Genomic DNA, 16,445 nt, shown 5'->3' on the forward strand with positions numbered 1-16,445 from the left:
GGTCCTTTCCGGGCCTGGCGGCGGGAAGCGGGTCCTGTCCGCGGCGGGTTAGGGAGGTGCCCTGTTTCCGTGGGAACGGAGCAGGTGGCCCTTCACTCCGGAGTGAAGAAAACCACGCACATCCACCGAACGAAATCCGGTGTGCCTCCGGTCTCAACAGTAGAGGTGGTGGTATGCTGGCTCGCCGTGAAGCTGAACGCCGGGAGGCCTTCGTCGCCCTGTTCTCGCAGATGGCGCCCCGCCTGTACCGCACGGCGGTGGGCATCCTGGGCAACCCGCACGATGCGGCCGACGCCCTCCAGGAGACCGGGCTGAAGGCGTTCCGCTATTTCGACTCGCTGGCTTCCCCCGAGGCCGGCCCGGCCTGGCTAAATCGAATCCTGATCAACACGTGTTACGATGTGGGGCGACGCCGCGCCCGGACGGTGCCCACCGGTCTGGAAGTGGTGGTGAGTCCCGACGGATATACTGCGCCCGAAACGGACTGGGCGCTGCTGGAAGCCCTGCAACAGCTTTCGCCCGAACAGCGGACCACCGTCGTCCTCAGGTTCTTCCAGGACCTGACGATTGCCCAGATCGCTCAGGTGATGTCGGTGCCCGAGGGAACGGTGAAGTCGCGGCTGCACGCCAGTATGGCGAAGCTGCGCGCCGCACTCGCACCTGCAGCAGAGGAGGGTGTACAGTGAGGCCCTACGTGATCGGCGGCGCGTGCGACCGCGTGCGCCAGCAGGTGGAGAACGCCATGGTGGAAGGGGTTCTGACCCTGCCCGCCCCGCTGCTGGCACACGTGGAGCGCTGCCCCCACTGCAGCCGTGAGGTGCGGGAGGTCGAGACCCTCCTGAAGCGCCTCCGGAGCCTGCCGGCCAGCCTGGACCTCGGCCCGGTACCGCCCGTCGTGGACAGGGTACTCCAGGCCGTGGCGCAGGGTGGACAGGCGGTCGCCAGCGCACCTGCCGCCAGCGCAACTCCGACTCACAGTGCGGGTTCGCTGTCGTCCGCGGGGACGCCCGTGCGTCGGCAGCGTCCGCCCCAGTGGCGGTGGATCGTCGGCCAGGTGGCGGCGGTGGCCGCTGCGTTGGCCGTCGCAGCCGGCGGGCTGACGCTCCTCGGCCTGCGCATCCACCGGGCGGTGGTGGGAATCAGCCCTGGCGAAGGGTTGAACCAGTGGTTCGAGCCCTTGCGCGAGTGGACCCAGGCGCTGTTCCGGAATGTGTGGTAGGGGGACGCATGAGGAGCGCCCGTACACGGAGCCTGCATGCCGACGGAGCGGCGTGCAGGCCCTTTGTTGCTCACCGCTCATATTTCCTCCACCAGGAAGGAGAAGCTAGTCAAAGTGTGGAAACCAAAGAGGTTAGGAGAAATAGTGCCAACGGGAGATGCCGCTGGGTAGCGGCGACGGGCAGGCGCGCGGCTCGATCGGGCCGGCGCAGGGACTGCCCGGTGCACCAGACGGTCCTGGGCACAGAAGGAGGCTCAAAGTGACCGCAACGTATTCCATGGAACTTGGGGGCCGAACCATGACCCTCGAGACGGGTCGCCTGGCCAAACAGGCCAGTGGCGCCGTGCTGGTTCGGTACGGGGACAGCGTGGTGCTCTGCACCGCAGTGGGCAGCGCCACCCCCCGGGAGGGAATTGACTTCTTCCCGCTCACGGTTGACTACGAGGAGCGCATGTACTCGGTGGGCCGGATTCCGGGCAACTGGTTCCGGCGCGAGGGTCGGCCGACCAGCAAGGCGATCCTCTGGGCGCGGCTGACCGACCGGCCGATCCGCCCGCTCTTTCCGGAGGGCTACCGCAACGACGTGCAGATCGTCTGCACCGTCCTCTCGGTCGACCCGGACCATCCGGTGGAGATCATGGGCATGATCGGCGCCTCGGCCGCCCTGACGATCTCCGACATCCCCTTTGAGGGGCCCATCGGCGGCGTGATCGTCGGCCTGGTGGACGGCCAGTTCGTCATCAACCCCACTGCCGAGCAGGCCGAGCGCAGCGAGATGCACCTGGTCGTGGCCGGCACCGAGCAGGCCGTCCTCATGGTGGAGGCCGGCGCCAAGGAAGTGCCGGAGGAAGTGATGCTCGACGCCATCCTCTACGGCCACGAGGTGATCAAGAACACCATCATCCCGACGATCAAGCAGATGCAGGCGGACGTGGGCAAGCCCAAGCGGGAGGTCGTGCTCTTCCTGCCGCCGCCCGAACTGGAGGAGGCCGTGCGCGAGGCGGCCACCGAGCGGCTGCGGGCGGCTGTGCGGAACCCGGACAAGCTGGCCCGGGAAGAAGCCGTCGCCGCCGTGGGCGAGGCCGTGCAGGCCGAGCTGGCCGAGCGGTTCCCCGACTCCGCCAAGCACATCGCCTACCTGCTCAAGAAGGTGCTCAAGGAGGAGGTCCGCAAGGCGATCCTCGACGAGGGCATCCGCCCCGACGGGCGCGGCCTCACCGAGATCCGCCCGATCGAGTGCGCCGTCGACCTCCTGCCGCGGCCGCACGGTTCGGGCCTGTTCCAGCGCGGCCAGACGCAGATCCTCTCCATCTGCACGCTGGGCACCCTGAGCGACATGCAAAAGCTGGACGACCTCACGCTCGAGGAGACCAAGCGGTTCATGCACCACTACAATTTCCCGCCGTACTCGGTGGGCGAGGTGCGGCCGCTCCGGGGCCCCGGGCGGCGTGAAATCGGCCACGGTGCGCTGGCGGAGCGGGCGCTGGAGCCCGTGATCCCGTCGGAGGAGGAGTTCCCCTACACCATCCGCGTCGTCTCGGAGGTGCTCGAGTCCAACGGCTCCAGCTCGATGGGCTCCGTGTGCGGCTCGACCCTGGCGCTGATGGCGGCGGGCGTGCCCATCAAGGCGCCGGTGGCCGGTGTGGCCATGGGCCTGGTGGAGGATCCCGAGACCGGGCGCTACGCGGTCCTTACGGACATTCAGGGCATCGAAGACGCCCTGGGCGATATGGACTTCAAGGTCGCCGGCACGAAGAAGGGCGTCACCGCCCTGCAGATGGACATGAAGATCTCCGGCACCGGCCGCGAGATCCTGGCCAAGGCGCTGGCCCAGGCGCGCGAAGGCCGCATGTTCATCATGGAGAAGATGCTCGAGTGCATCCCCGAGCCGCGCAAGGAGCTCTCGCCTTATGCGCCGCGGATCATGACGATGAAGATCAGCCCGGACAAGATCCGCGACGTCATCGGCAAGGGCGGCTCCACCATCAACAAGATCATCGAGGAGACGAAGGTGGGCCACCAGAAGGTCGAGATCGACATCCACGACGACGGCACCATCCACATCGCCGCCGTCAACCTGGAGGCCGGCGAGAAGGCCAAGCGGATGATCGAGGCCCTGGTGAAGGATCCGGAGCCCGGCATGATCTACCATGGCCGGGTGACGCGCCTCATGAACTTCGGCGCCTTCGTCGAGATTCTCCCGGGCAAGGAGGGCCTCGTGCACATCAGCCACCTGTCCGACAAGAAGGTCAACCGGGTGGAGGATGTGGTGAATATTGGCGACGAAGTGGTCGTGAAGGTGACGGAGATCGACCGGCTCGGGCGCATAAACCTCTCCATCAAGGAAGCCAAGCGGGAACTGGCCCGCAAGGAAGAGAAACAAGAGAAACACCGGCAGCCGAACAGGGCTGGCAAGTGAGGCCCATCGGTCCAGTCGGGCACGAGGGGGGCTGTGCCCCCCCTCGTGTACTTTCCAGGGGGGCGGGGGATTGACCTACTATCGCAAGACCGTGTTACCGAACGGCCTGAGGGTGGTCACCGAGTCGATGGACCACGTCCGTTCGGCGTCGGTGGGTGTGTGGATCGGCGCCGGCAGCCTGTACGAGGAGCCCCACGAGATGGGTGTGTCGCACCTGATTGAGCACATGCTCTTCAAGGGCACGGAGCGGCGAACGGCGCTGGAGATCGCCCGGGAGATCGAGGGGCGGGGCGGCACGCTGAACGCGTTCACGGCGAAGGAGCACACCTGCTACTACGCCCGGGTGCTGGACGAACACCTGCCCGTCGCCATCGAGGTGCTGGCGGACATGCTCTTCCACTCGCGCTTCGATCCTGAGGATCTGGCGCGGGAGAAGGGCGTGATCTGCGAGGAGATCAAAATGTACGAGGACGTGCCGGACGACCTGGTCCATGACCTGTTCGCCGGCGAGCTCTGGCGCGGCCATGCCCTGGGGCGGCCCATCGTGGGCACCGTGGAACGGGTGAAGGCGCTCGACCGCGACACGATCCTCGACTGGATGGCCCGCCACTACTGGCCGGGCAACATGGTGGTGGCGGTGGCCGGACACCTCGAGCACGAGCGGGTGGTCGAGTGGGTGGAGGCCTGCTTTTCCGGGGCGCCTGCTGCACCCCCGGCCGTTCCCGCGCCCGGGGAGCCGCCTCGGGCGAACGGAGGCATCGTCATGCGGCCCAAGGAGATCGAGCAGGCCCACATCGTGCTGGGCACGGCGGCACTGGCCGACGGGGACCCGGACATCTACGCCCTGCACGTGCTGAACACCATCGTGGGCGGCTCCACCTCCAGCAGGCTCTTCCAGGAGGTGCGCGAAAAGCGCGGCCTTGCGTACTCCGTCTACTCCTGCCATACGGCCTACCGCTGCGCCGGCAGCTTTGGCGTGTACGCCGGCGTGTCTCCGAGCATGGTGGAGCCGGCGCTGGCGCTGGTGACCCGGCTGCTGGAGGAGGTGGGGCGCACCGGCGTGAGCGAGGAGGAACTGGAGGAGGCGCGGGAGCAGCTCAAGGGGCAGCTCATGCTGGGGCTCGAGTCCACGTCCAGCCGGATGAGCCGGCTGGGCCGGGGCGAGCTCACCCGGGGGTTCGTCTACAGCCCCGACGAGGTGATCGCCCGCGTGGACGCGGTGACCCGGAATCAGGTGAACGAACTGGCGCACCGGCTGTTTGTGGAGGAGCGGCGGGTGCTGGCCGTGGTGGGCCCGAAGGAGACGGAGCACGAACTACAGCGATGGGGTGAGGTTCACTATGGCTGAGCGCCGCTTTGCTCCCGTGCGCGGCTACGAGGGGCGGGTGCCGCTGCCCCGGCGGAAGACCGAGCAGTCGGCGGGCTACGACCTGGCGGCGGCAGAGGACGTGATGATCGCGCCCGGGGAGGTGGCGCTCGTTCCCACCGGGCTCAAGGCCTACATGGGCCCCGGCGAGGTGCTGATCCTGGCCGTCCGGTCCAGCCTGGCGGTGAAGCGGCGGCTGACCCTGGCCAACGGCATCGGCGTCATCGACGCGGACTACGCCGACAACCCCGAGAACGAGGGGCACATCCTGGTCGCCCTGGCCAACCTGGGGCGGGAGCCGGTGCACATCGCCCGGGGCGAGCGGATCGCGCAGGGCATCTTCGTCCGATATCTCACGACGGTGGACGACCAGCCGGGCGGCCCGCGGGTCGGGGGCCTCGGCTCCACCGGCCGGCAGGGCTAGGGGGCGGCAGCATGCGGGAGGAGCGAAAGGATCGGGAGCAGATCGAGGCGTTGCGCGAGCGTCTCCATGCCCGCGTGCAGGGGCCCCTGGACCCGCAGCAGGTGGAGAACCTGCTGCCGATCAGCCGGGAGCTGGACCGGCTGACCGTTGCGCTGCTCCGTCGGCGGTGGAAACGAGACGGTTCGAGGTTAGACTCGACTAAAGGATAGCAGGAGTTTCTTTAGGTGTGTTGAAGAAAGGCTTACATATTTTAGTCATGCGAGCGTTGTACTGGTGGAGCGCATCCAACAGCCGCCGCCAGCCCGCCGCGGGATAGCGGAGGTGCAGCCGTGGAGCGGGTCGAGCCGTTCGAAGGAAAGGTCGTCGTCTTCGGCGTGGGCGGGCAGGAATATGCTTTGCCCATCGCAGTCGTGCGTGAGATCATCCCCTGGACCGAACCCACACCGGTACCGGAGTCGCCGCCCTTCGTGCCGGGCGTCATCTCGGTGCGGGGCGACGTGCTACCGGTGGTCGACATGGCCCGCCGCTTTGGCCTGGCCCGGCAGAAGCGCGAAGAGGAGTCCTGCATTATCATCGTCGACGTGGACGGGCAGCAGGCCGGCTTGGTGGTCGACGACGTGGTGGCCGTGGAGACGGCAGCCCCGACGGCTGTGGTGCAGCGGACCTCCCTCCTGGGGGCCGTGGGCGGTGCGGGCGAGACGGTCGTCGACGGCGTCCTGAAGCTGGGCGAGAGCCGCCTGGTGGTGTTGCTGGACGCGTCCCGGGTCGCTCAGGTGTAAGGAGGGTCACAGGTGGTCCAGGAGCAGCGCTCGGAACAGCAGGCGGTCAGCCAGATCGTCGTGTTCCAGTTGGAGAACGAGTATTACGGCGCAGACATCTCTGTGGTGCGGGAGGTCGTCCCCCTTCAGCGGGTCACCCGGGTTCCCCGGACTCCCCCCTATGTGGAGGGGGTCATCAACCTCCGCGGGCGGGTGATTCCGGTTATCGACCTCAGGCGCCGACTGGGTCTGCCCGCCGGCCACACGACCAAGTCCACGCGCATCGCCGTGGCCGAGGTCGGCGGCGACCAGGTGGGCATGATCGTCGACGCGGTGGAAGAGGTGGTGCGGGTGCCCGCCGACGCGGTGGAGCCGCCGTCTTCACTGATGGCCCAGCTCGACCGGGATGCCGTGCTCGGCGTGGCCAAGGTCGACAGCCGCTTGATCACGCTGCTTGACCTGCGGCGGATTCTGGTGCGGGAGGATCGCAAGAGCCCTGTTACCCCCCACAGCAGATGACGACGCTGCCAGCGGTCCGGATGGCCGGCCGCCCGGCTTCTACCAGGAGGGATCAGCCGAATGGGGTCTGGGTTTGAGATCAGCGCCGAGGACATCCGGGTCTTCCTCGACGAGGCCGAAGAGCTGCTCCAGTCCATGGAGGCGGGCTTTCTGCGGCTGGAAGCACAAGGCGGCGACCCGGAGACCATTCAAGAGATCTTCCGCGCGGCGCACACGCTGAAGGGTTCCTCGGCCACCCTGGGCCACCAGCGGATGGCGGAGCTTACCCATGCGATGGAGAACGTGTTGGACAAGCTGCGCAAGGGGAAGATCGCCGTTACCACCGAGCTGGTGAACACCCTGTTCCAGTGCCTCGACATTCTGAAGGAGTTCAAGGATGAGATCGCCTCGGGTGAACCCGCCGAGGTGGACACGACCGACATGATGCGCCGGCTGGCCGCCTTTGAGCCCCAGGGCGCCGCGGGGTCCCCGCCCCCGGTGCCCGGGCCGGGTCCGGAGCAGCCCAGTCCGCCCCAGGCGCTGCCGCCGCTCACCCCCGCCCAGCGGGAGCAGGTGAAGGGCGCCTCCGCAAGGGGCCTCCAGGCCTACTGGGCGGACATCGCCCTGTCGGAGGAGGCCGCCATGCCCGCCGTGAGGGCCTTTCAGGCGCTGCTGGCGGTGGGTGAGCTGGGTGAAATCGTCCTCTCCGTCCCCACCCAGGAGGACGTCGAGAACGACCGGATCGGCAAGGATCTGAAGATCCTCTTCCTGACGCGGGAGAGCGTCGAGGCGGTGGCGAAGGCCCTGGAGCAGGTGCCCGAGATCACCGTGCGCGTGCTGGCACCCTACCGGCTGGATGGTGGTGCGCCGGCGCCGGGAGCGGTGGCCGAGGCGCACGCCCCGGCGGCTCCGCAGCCCGAGCCCGCGGTGAGCGTGGAGCATCCCGAAGGGGCGGACGGGGGCGCACATGCGCCGGCCGCGGCCCAGGGGAACAACGTTCCGTTCAAGATGTCGAAGGGCAGCCTCCGCACGGTCCGGGTGGACGTCGAGGTGCTCGACAACCTGATGAACACAGTGGGCGAGCTGGTGATCGAACGCACCCGGCTGCAGCAGGTGCTGAGCCGTCTCGAGACCGAGCGGGAGGGCGACGAGCTTTCGCAGGTGATGTCTTCCGCCCTGGCCCAGATCGGGCGGCTGACCGGCAGCCTGCAGGAAGAGATCCAGCGGGCGCGCATGCTGCCGGTGGACAACCTCTTCCGGAAGTTCCCGCGCATGATGCGGGATCTGGCCCAGCGGGCCGGCAAGGAAATCCACTTCGTGATGAAGGGCGAGGAGACCGAGCTGGACCGCTCCGTCATCGAAGAGATCGGCGACCCGCTCATGCACCTCCTGCGCAACGCCGTGGACCACGGGATCGAGACGCCGGAGGAACGGATTGCGGCGGGCAAGCCCAGGGCGGGCACGGTGACCCTCGAGGCCTTCCACGAGGAGAACCACATCATCATCTCCGTCCGTGACGACGGCCGGGGCGTGGATCCGGAGAAGGTGCGCGCCAGCGCGGTCCGCAAGGGACTGCTTTCTGAGGAAGCTGCGCGGCGCATGCCCGACGCCGAGGCCATCAACCTGATCTGGATGCCGGGCTTTTCCACGGCCGAGAGGGTCTCCGACATCTCCGGTCGCGGCGTGGGGCTCGACGTCGTGCAGAAGAACATTGAGAAGATCAACGGCTCCGTGGAAATCCGGTCCACGCGGGGCCAGGGCACCGAGTTCCGGGTGAAGCTGCCACTCACGCTGGCCATCATCCGGGCGCTGCAGGTGGAGCTGCTGGGCACCATCTACTGCATCCCGCTGGGGTCGGTGGTGGAGACCGATCGCATCCCCACCACGGAGATCCGCACCGTCCGGCAGCGGGAGGTCATCGTGAAGCGGGGGCAGGTCATCCCCCTGCTGCGGCTGGCGGACGTGTTTGGCCTGGCACGTCCGGAGGGGGACGAGGAGCCCGAGGAGATTTTCGTGGTGATCGTGGCCGTGATGGGGCGCCAGGTCGGGCTGGTGGTCGACTCGCTGATCGGCGAGGGCGACGTGGTCATCAAGCCGCTGGGGCGTTTCATCGGCGAGATCCCGGGCATCTCCGGAGCCACGATCATGGGCGACGGCGACGTGGCGATCATCCTCGACGTGCCGACCCTGGTGGGCTCGGTGCAGGAAGAGGTAGGCCGCCTTGAGCCTGCCCTGAACTAGGGGGCGGTGCCCTATGGAACTGCAGCCCAGCCAGTGGGGTTCGCTCGAGCGGATCGTCACCCAAGCGCTGGCCGGTAGTTCCCGGTCGCTCTCCCAGATGACCACGGGAGAGATCCAGCTGCTGGCGCCGCAGCTCTCCTTCGTACGGCTGGAGAACCTTCCGGCCTTGGCCGGCGGTCCCGCAGCGGTGGTCGTGGGCGTCTACCTGGCCATCACCGGCGAACTGCAGGGCCACGTGGTGCTGCTCTTCCGGCCCGAGAACGCCCGCGGGCTGGTCGACTTGCTGCTCGGCCAGCCGCCCGGAACCTGCCGGGAGCTCGATGAGATCGCACGGTCAGCCCTGGCGGAGGTGGGCAACGTCTGCGGCTCGGCCTTCATGAACGCCCTCGCCGACCGGACCGGCCTGAAGGTGAAACCCTCGCCGCCGGTGGTGATGGAGGACATGGCGGGCGCAATCCTGGATGCGGTGGTCGTGCAGCTCTCCATTACGGATGAAGAGGCGCTCGTGATATCTACTTCCTTCAACGGTGCGCTGCCCGGGCATTTCCTGCTGATGCCCGACAATCGGTCGATGGCCCGACTGGTCGCAGCGCTAGAGGCGATGCGATGACGATTGTCGAGACAGAAGTTGTCGGCCTCGGGGAAGTGCGGGTGGCCAGCAGGCCGGAACAGGTCCTGGTCTGCTACGGACTGGGCTCGTGTGTCGGGGTTGCCCTGTACGACCCGGTGGCCCGCATCGGGGCCATGGTGCACGTGGTCCTGCCCGACAGCAGCATGGCCAGGGGGCGGGACGCACCACCGGGCAAGTACGCCGATACCGGAGTTGAGGCGGCGTTGGAAGCGATCGTCAAGGCTGGTGCCTCGCGGTCGCGCCTGATCGCACGAGCGGCGGGCGGCGCCCGCATGCTCAGCCTGGCGGGAGTGAACCCGAAGCTGGACATCGGGGCCCGCAACGCCGAGGCGGTGCGAATGGCTCTGGCAAGACACGGACTACACCTGGTTGCCGAGGACATGGGCGGGACCTACGGAAGGACCTTACACCTGTACATCGCCACCGGGCGGCTCCTGGTGACCACCGTGGGCCGCGGAGAACGTGAACTGTAGGTCCCATTACACGCAGGGGGGAACCGAATGCCCAAGATTCTGTTGGTCGACGACGCTGCCTTCATGCGGATGCGCTGCTCGAAGCTGCTGACGGAACATGGCTTCGAGGTCGCGGAGGCAGAGAACGGCCAGGAGGCCATCGCGATGTACCAGAACTACCGGCCCGACCTGGTGCTCATGGACATCACGATGCCGGTGATGGACGGGATCACCGCCACGCGGGAGATCAAGAACATCGATCCGGAAGCGAAGGTGGTCATGGTCTCGGCGCTGGGGCAGCAGACGATGGTCATTGAAGCGATCAAAGCAGGCGCCAAGGACTTTGTCGTCAAGCCCTTCGAGCCGGAGAAGATCCTGGCCACCGTCAGGAAGTTCGTCGGCTAGACGGCCATGCGCAGTCGAGTACAGCAACCGATCCGCGTCCTGGTGGTGGATGACTCCGCCTTCATGCGCAAGGTGCTGACCGACCTGCTGCAGTCAGACCCGCAGATCACGGTGGTTGGCACCGCGCGCGACGGCAAGGAGGGCGTGGAGAAGACCTTCCAGCTGCAGCCCGATGTGGTGACGCTGGACATCGAGATGCCCGTCCTGGACGGCTACGGCACGTTGCGGCAGATCATGGCGCGGCGGCCGACGCCGGTGGTGATGGTCTCGAGCCAGACCATGGAGGGGGCCGAAGCGACCATCCGGGCGCTGGCCCTGGGTGCGGTCGACTTCGTGGCCAAGCCGTCAGGCTCCATCTCCTTGAACATGCACGTCGCCCGGGACGAGCTGGTGGCCAAGGTGAAGGCCGCCGCCGGAGCCACGCCCCGCCTGCGGCCCGTGGCTGCCGCAGCGCCCGTGCGGACGCAGGAGCAGCAGTGGGCCGTCCTGCGGCGGCAGGCTGCCGAGGCGGGACGGCCGCCGCGGCGGCTGGTGGTCATCGGCTGCTCCACCGGGGGACCGGGGGCCCTGCACCAGATCATCCCGCGCCTGCCGGCCGACCTGCCCGCAGGGGTGCTGGTGGTGCAGCACATGCCCCCCGGCTTCACCCGCTCGCTGGCCGAGCGGCTCGACCAACTGTCGCCCATCGCGGTGAAGGAGGCGCAGGCCGGCGACCGCGTGCGGCCCGCGCAGGTCCTGGTGGCGCCCGGCGGGTACCACATGACGGTGGACGCCGAGGGCCGCATCCAGCTGGACCAGCGGCCACCCATGCACGGCGTGCGCCCGGCGGTCGACGTCACCTTCGAGTCGGTGATCCCGCTGTGGGGGAGCAGGCTGGTGGGGGTCATCCTGACCGGGATGGGCTTTGACGGGGCCAAGGGCATGCTGAGCCTGAAGCGGGCAGGGGGCTGGACCATCGCAGAGGACGCCTCCACCTGCGTGGTGTACGGCATGCCGAAGGTCGTGGTGGAAATGGGGGCCGCCAACGAGGTCCTGCCAGTACACGCGATCGCCGAGGCCATCACGCGCGCGGTGGGAGAGGGTTAGGCCATGAACTTGCCGGGCTACCGGCTGTTCCAGCGGACGGTGCTGGACCTCACCGGGATCGACCTGGATTCCTACAAGGGCACGCAGATGGAGCGCCGGCTGCAGACGATCATGCGCCGGGCGGGGGTGAGTGACCTCGCTGCGTACGCCCGCCTGCTTTCCAGCTGCCCGGAGCGGGTGAAGGAGTTTCGCGACTTCCTCACCATCAACGTCTCCGAATGGCTGCGGAACCCGGACAAATTTGAAGAACTGCAGAAGGTAATTCTGCCGGAGTTGTTGAAGCGAAATCGCACGCTGCGCATATGGAGCGCGGGCTGCAGCAACGGCTCGGAGCCCTACTCGGTGGCCATGCTGCTGGACGAGATCGACCCCGCCGGGCGCCACCAGATCCTGGCCACCGACCTGGACGGCGAGATCCTGAAGGCTGCCCGGGCGGGCATCTACCAGGAGCGGGACCTCCGAAACGTCTCCCCCGCCCGGCGGGCCCGGTACTTCACCCAGGAGGGGCCGAACTTCCTCCTCACCGACCGTCTGAAAGCCCGCGTGCGGTTTGAGCAGCACAACCTGCTCTCCGACCCGTTCCCGACTGACCTCGATCTGATCCTCTGCCGGAATGTGGTCATCTACTTCACCGAGGAGGCCAAGGATCAGCTCTACCGCAGGTTCCATGCGGCCCTGAAACCCGGTGGCATCCTCTTTGTCGGCGGCACGGAGAGCCTGTTGAAAGCAAGAGAACTTGGCTACGCGAGCGTCTCGCCCTTCTTCTACCGGGCGGTGAAGTAAGAGGGCCGAGGCGATCAGGCCTGGATATAGAAGGGAAGGAACGTCCAACCATGTTAGTAAAGGCGGAGTTTGTCAACCCCTTCCTCGTGTCTGCCAGTCAGGTGCTGCAGACCGAGACCGGTACCCAGGTCACCAAGGGTGAGGTGTACATCGAGGATTCGCCGCTGGAGTCCGATGAGGTGACGGTTCTCATCGGCGTGGTGGGCCGCGTCCAGGGCCTCGTGCTCTACGGCATGACCGAGCAGACGGGGCGCAACCTCGTGGCCGCCATGACGGGGGAGGAGGTCCCCGTGTTCGACGCGATGTGCGAGTCGGCCGTGGCCGAGCTGGGCAACGTCATCACCGGCCTCGCGTCCGGCGAGCTGGAGGCTGCCGGCTACCCGTGCAAGATCGCGCCGCCCTCGGTCGTCGTCGGCAAGGGGACGTCGATCTCTACGTTGTCCATAAAACGACTGGTGATCCCCCTGGAGACCAGCCTGGGGTCGATCACCGTCCATGTGGCATTGCGGGAGGTTTATTGACAGGGCCGGGTGGCAGCGGTAGTCTAATACCAATCACCGCTGTCCAGCCCGGCAGATGCCGCAGCCATGGGAACGGCTGGCGATCAAGCCCAGGCGGGCTTGCTTGCCAGCCGTTTTTCGATACCCATGTGTCGCACTTGACTGAAGAGGTGATGGAGTTTGCAGCCCATTCGTGTCGTGCTCGCAGGGGCCACCGGCAAGGTCGGGCAGGTCATCGCCCGCGCCGTGGCGCAGGAGCCGGGCTTCGTCCTCGCCGGTGCCCTCGCGCGGGAGGGGGTCGGCCGGAACCTGGCCGAACTGGTGAACCTCGGCGGGCGCCCAGGCCCGCTGATCCACGGCTCGCTGGAGGAGTTCCGCGCAACCGGCGCCCAGGCGGACGTGCTGGTGGACTTCACGGCGGCCGCCGCCGCACGCCGCACCATCCCGGCCGCCATCGCCGCCGGCATCGCACCGGTGGTGGGCACCACCGGGTTTGCGCCCGGCGAGGTTGAGGCGTGGGCGGAGGCCTGTCGAAAACGCGGGCTGGGCGGCGCCTTCATCGCCAATTACGCCGTGGGGATGATGCTGCTGATGCGGTTCGCCGAAGAGGCCAGGCGCTTCTTCCCCGACGTGGAGATCATCGAGATGCACCACAAGACCAAGCTCGACGCCCCGTCGGGCACGGCACTGCGCACCAAGGCCCGCCTGGAGCGGGGCCGGGGGGATCTGGCCGCCCCGGAGGTGCCGGTGCACAGCGTGCGCCTGCCGGGCCTCGTGGCGCACCAGGAGGTGATCTTCGGCGGACCGGGCCAGACCCTGACCATCCGGCACGACGCGCCGACCCGCGAGGCTTACGTCCCCGGCGTCCTGATGACCTGCCGCTGGGTGCTGCAGGAGAAGCGGGTGGCCTTCGACCTGGAGGAGGTCGCCTTCTCCGGCTGATCCGCCCCGCACGCCGCCCCGGTCCCCCGCTCCGCACCCTGCCCCAAGCCTACCCATAGAATGGGGTGAGGTTCGGTAGGATTGGAGGACTAGGTGGATGAGCGTGTACGGCAAGCAAATCGCCGTGATCGGCGGGGACCGGCGCATGGCCGAGGCGGTGCACTTCCTGCTCAGGGCCGGCGCCCGGGTCCGGGTGGCTGGCCTGGAGTGGGAAGACCGCTTCGCCGGCGTGGAGGTCTGCTCTTCGGGGGCCGAGGCCCTCACGGGAGCGCAGGCCGTCATCCTGCCGGTCCAGGGGGTCAGCCCCGACGGAACGGTCTACACCGCCGACGGCGTTCCACCCTGCGTGGTCGATCTGGATGGCCTGCGTCGCTGCGCCCGCGGCGCCCCGGTCTTCGTGGGCCTGAGCAACCCGTACCTGAACCGGATCTGCGAGGAGGCCGGGCTGCCGCTGATCGAGTACCGGGAGGCCGACCACTTCGCGACGTGGAACTCGATCCCCTCGGCCGAGGGGGCCATCCAGATGGCGATGGAGTCCACCCCGTTCACCATCTTCGGCAGCCGCTCGCTGGTGATCGGTTTCGGCCGCACCGGCAAGGCCATCGCCATGCTGCTGAAGGGGCTGAACGCGGAGGTCTCCGTCGCTGCCCGCAGCGAACTGGACCAGGCCCGCATCTGGGCCGCCGGCTACCGCCCCGTGGAGTGGGCCGCCCTGCCGCAGGCCGTGGCGGAGGCGGACATCATCTTCAACACCGTGCCGGCGCCGGTCCTCACGCGGGAGGTCCTGGCCAGGGCTCCGGGCCACGCGGTGATCGTCGACGTGGCCTCGGCCCCCGGAGGCACCGACTTCGAGGCCGCGCGGGAGCTGAGGCTCACGGCCCGGCTGGCGCCGGGGCTGCCGGGGATCGTCGCCCCGGTCACGGCCGGCCGCATCATCGCCGAACTCGTCGTTCGCCACCTCCGACGGACCGATGCCATGGAGGGGGAGCGGTGAGCATGGGAGAACTGGCCGGCAAGCGCATCGGCGTCGCACTCTCGGCCTCCCACTGCAACCTGGGCCGGGCGATGGCCCAGCTCCGGCGGCTGCGGGACGAGGGCGCGGAAATCATCCCGATCATCTCGGCAAACGTGCGGACCACCGAGACCCGATTTGGGAAGCCTGACGACTGGATCACGCAGATTGAGCAGATCACGGGCCGCCTGCCCCTGATGACCATCCCCGAGGTGGAGCCCTTCGGGCCGAAGGTGAAACTCGACTGCCTCGTGATCATGCCCTGCACGGGCAACACCATGGCGAAGCTCGCCAACGCCATCAACGACACGCCGGTCTGCATGGCCGCCAAGGCCCAGATGCGCAACCACCGGCCTGTCGTGCTGGCCGTGACCACCAACGACGGCCTGGGCATGAACGCCCGCAACCTTGGTACCCTCCTGGTGGCCAGGAACATCTATTTCGTGCCGTTCCGCCAGGACGATCCGTTCGGCAAGCCCACTTCCATCGATGCGGACATCGAGGACTACCTGATTCCCACCATTCTCGCTGCGATGGAGGGCAGGCAGGTGCAGCCCCTGCTGCTCGGACCGAAGCACGGGTAGGCGACCCGGGCGGGCCGCCGGCGGAAGGGCGCAGGATTACGACGGAAAGGATGGATTCGTTATGAAGAACGTCGCCGTTGTGGGCGCCACCGGCGCCGTCGGCCACGAACTCCTCGCCCTGCTGGAGGCCCGCAACTTCCCCGTGGGGCGGCTGCTCCCGCTGGCCAGCAGCCGCAGTGCCGGCACCACCGTCACCTTCCGGGGCGAGCCCGTCACCGTTGAGGAGGCCACCCCGGCGGCCTTCGCCGGCATGGACCTGGTCTTCTTCGCCGCCACCGGTTCGCTCTCGCGGCAGCTGGCCCCGGCAGCCGTCCAGGCGGGGGCGGTCGTCATTGACAAGTCCTCCACCTGGCGCATGGACCCCGAGGTGCCCCTGGTGGTGCCCGAGGTGAACCCCGAGGATCTGCGCAAGCACAAGGGGATCATCGCCAGCCCCAACTGCACCACCATCGGCCTGGTGATGGCCCTGAAGCCGCTGCACGACCTGGCCCGCATCACGCGGGTGATCGTCACCACCATGCAGGCGGTCTCGGGCACCGGCAAGGAGGCCATCGAGGAGCTGGAAGCGCAGACCCGTGCCTGGGCGGAGGGGCAGGCTTTCGAGCTGCCGCATAGCGTCTACAAGCGGCAGATCGCCTTCAACGTGCTGCCTTACGCCGAGACCTTTACCGACAACCTGTACACGACCGAGGAGCTGAAGCTCTCGGCTGAGACCCGCAAGATCATGGGCATTCCGGACCTGCAGGTGACCATGACGTGCACCCGGGTGCCGGTCTTCGTCGGCCACTCGGAGTCGGTGCTCGTGGAGTTCGAGCGGAAGGTGACCCCGGCCGAGGCGCGGGAGGCCCTCAGCCGCTTCCCGGGCGTCCGGGTGATCGACGACCCGCACCAGTTCGTCTTCCCCACCGCCCTCGACGCAGCGGGCACCGACGACACGCTGGTCGGCCGCATCCGGGAGGACCTGACCAACGAGAAGGGGCTCTGGCTCTGGATCGTGAGCGACAACCTGCGCAAGGGCGCCGCCACGAATGCCGTACAGATCGCAGAGAAGCTCCTGGAAATGCAGCTGGTCTAGGCTGCGCCCGTGCCGGGTTGGCCCGACACCTGAGAGGAGGGACGCCGGCT

At 68.0% G+C, this 16,445-nt stretch carries 19 protein-coding genes; all 19 read left to right on the top strand.

Features of this window, described 5'->3' with window-relative positions:
* The first annotated feature begins 173 nt into the window (after positions 1–173).
* The 19 genes from AB2385_RS02750 to AB2385_RS02840 all read left to right on the top strand — a co-directional run bounded on the left by AB2385_RS02750 (position 174) and on the right by AB2385_RS02840 (position 16,395).
* On the top strand, positions 174–686 hold the full coding sequence (locus AB2385_RS02750) for an RNA polymerase sigma factor (RefSeq protein ID WP_367653392.1): 513 nt from the start codon (positions 174–176) through the stop codon (positions 684–686).
* Positions 683–1,219, top strand: a complete 537-nt coding sequence (locus tag AB2385_RS02755) for a hypothetical protein (RefSeq protein ID WP_367653393.1) — start codon at positions 683–685, stop codon at positions 1,217–1,219. The genes AB2385_RS02750 and AB2385_RS02755 overlap by 4 nt, the downstream gene beginning before the upstream one ends.
* Positions 1,220–1,496: 277 nt before the next feature.
* Entirely contained in the window at positions 1,497–3,638 is a 2,142-nt protein-coding gene (pnp, locus tag AB2385_RS02760; RefSeq protein WP_367653440.1) for a polyribonucleotide nucleotidyltransferase, read from the top strand.
* Positions 3,639–3,708: 70 nt separating this feature from the next.
* On the top strand, positions 3,709–4,986 hold the full coding sequence (locus AB2385_RS02765) for a M16 family metallopeptidase (RefSeq protein ID WP_367653394.1): 1,278 nt from the start codon (positions 3,709–3,711) through the stop codon (positions 4,984–4,986).
* Complete coding sequence (dut, locus tag AB2385_RS02770; RefSeq protein ID WP_367653395.1) at positions 4,979–5,428, top strand: dUTP diphosphatase; 450 nt, start codon at positions 4,979–4,981, stop codon at positions 5,426–5,428. Before AB2385_RS02765 ends, dut begins: the two co-directional genes overlap by 8 nt.
* A gap of 11 nt (positions 5,429–5,439) precedes the next feature.
* Positions 5,440–5,637, top strand: a complete 198-nt coding sequence (locus AB2385_RS02775) for a hypothetical protein (protein ID WP_367653396.1) — start codon at positions 5,440–5,442, stop codon at positions 5,635–5,637.
* A gap of 120 nt (positions 5,638–5,757) precedes the next feature.
* Positions 5,758–6,207 (top strand): chemotaxis protein CheW, encoded by a 450-nt coding sequence (locus AB2385_RS02780; RefSeq protein WP_367653397.1) that lies wholly within the window; start codon positions 5,758–5,760, stop codon positions 6,205–6,207.
* Positions 6,208–6,219: 12 nt separating this feature from the next.
* Complete coding sequence (locus AB2385_RS02785; protein ID WP_367653398.1) at positions 6,220–6,705, top strand: chemotaxis protein CheW; 486 nt, start codon at positions 6,220–6,222, stop codon at positions 6,703–6,705.
* A 60-nt stretch (positions 6,706–6,765) separates the two neighbouring features.
* A complete protein-coding gene (locus tag AB2385_RS02790; protein WP_367653399.1) occupies positions 6,766–8,925 on the top strand; it encodes a chemotaxis protein CheW in 2,160 nt (719 codons plus the stop codon).
* Positions 8,926–8,938: 13 nt separating this feature from the next.
* Entirely contained in the window at positions 8,939–9,535 is a 597-nt protein-coding gene (locus AB2385_RS02795; protein ID WP_367653400.1) for a chemotaxis protein CheC, read from the top strand.
* Positions 9,532–10,029 (top strand): chemotaxis protein CheD, encoded by a 498-nt coding sequence (locus tag AB2385_RS02800; protein WP_367653401.1) that lies wholly within the window; start codon positions 9,532–9,534, stop codon positions 10,027–10,029. The genes AB2385_RS02795 and AB2385_RS02800 overlap by 4 nt, the downstream gene beginning before the upstream one ends.
* A gap of 27 nt (positions 10,030–10,056) precedes the next feature.
* Positions 10,057–10,413 (top strand): response regulator, encoded by a 357-nt coding sequence (locus tag AB2385_RS02805; protein WP_367653402.1) that lies wholly within the window; start codon positions 10,057–10,059, stop codon positions 10,411–10,413.
* A gap of 6 nt (positions 10,414–10,419) precedes the next feature.
* The gene (locus AB2385_RS02810; RefSeq protein ID WP_367653403.1) at positions 10,420–11,499 is read left to right on the top strand and encodes a chemotaxis response regulator protein-glutamate methylesterase; all 1,080 of its coding nucleotides are present in this window, start codon (positions 10,420–10,422) and stop codon (positions 11,497–11,499) included.
* 3 nt (positions 11,500–11,502) lie between these two features.
* Positions 11,503–12,282, top strand: coding sequence for a protein-glutamate O-methyltransferase CheR (locus AB2385_RS02815; protein ID WP_367653404.1), 780 nt, complete (start codon positions 11,503–11,505; stop codon positions 12,280–12,282).
* 50 nt (positions 12,283–12,332) lie between these two features.
* Positions 12,333–12,803, top strand: coding sequence for a chemotaxis protein CheX (locus AB2385_RS02820; protein WP_367653405.1), 471 nt, complete (start codon positions 12,333–12,335; stop codon positions 12,801–12,803).
* Between the two features lie 159 nt (positions 12,804–12,962).
* Positions 12,963–13,724, top strand: coding sequence for a 4-hydroxy-tetrahydrodipicolinate reductase (dapB, locus tag AB2385_RS02825; RefSeq protein WP_367653406.1), 762 nt, complete (start codon positions 12,963–12,965; stop codon positions 13,722–13,724).
* Positions 13,725–13,821: 97 nt separating this feature from the next.
* Positions 13,822–14,718 carry a dipicolinic acid synthetase subunit A gene (dpaA, locus tag AB2385_RS02830; protein WP_367653407.1) on the top strand — a complete coding sequence of 299 codons (897 nt, stop codon included), beginning with the start codon at positions 13,822–13,824 and terminating at the stop codon, positions 14,716–14,718.
* Positions 14,719–14,720: 2 nt separating this feature from the next.
* Positions 14,721–15,320 (top strand): dipicolinate synthase subunit B, encoded by a 600-nt coding sequence (gene dpaB / locus AB2385_RS02835; RefSeq protein ID WP_367653441.1) that lies wholly within the window; start codon positions 14,721–14,723, stop codon positions 15,318–15,320.
* Between the two features lie 61 nt (positions 15,321–15,381).
* Positions 15,382–16,395, top strand: a complete 1,014-nt coding sequence (locus AB2385_RS02840) for an aspartate-semialdehyde dehydrogenase (protein WP_367653408.1) — start codon at positions 15,382–15,384, stop codon at positions 16,393–16,395.
* The last annotated feature ends 50 nt before the right edge of the window (positions 16,396–16,445 follow it).

The sequence above is a fragment of the Symbiobacterium sp. genome, from assembly GCF_040797425.1.
GTDB lineage: Bacteria > Bacillota > Sulfobacillia > Symbiobacteriales > Symbiobacteriaceae > Symbiobacterium.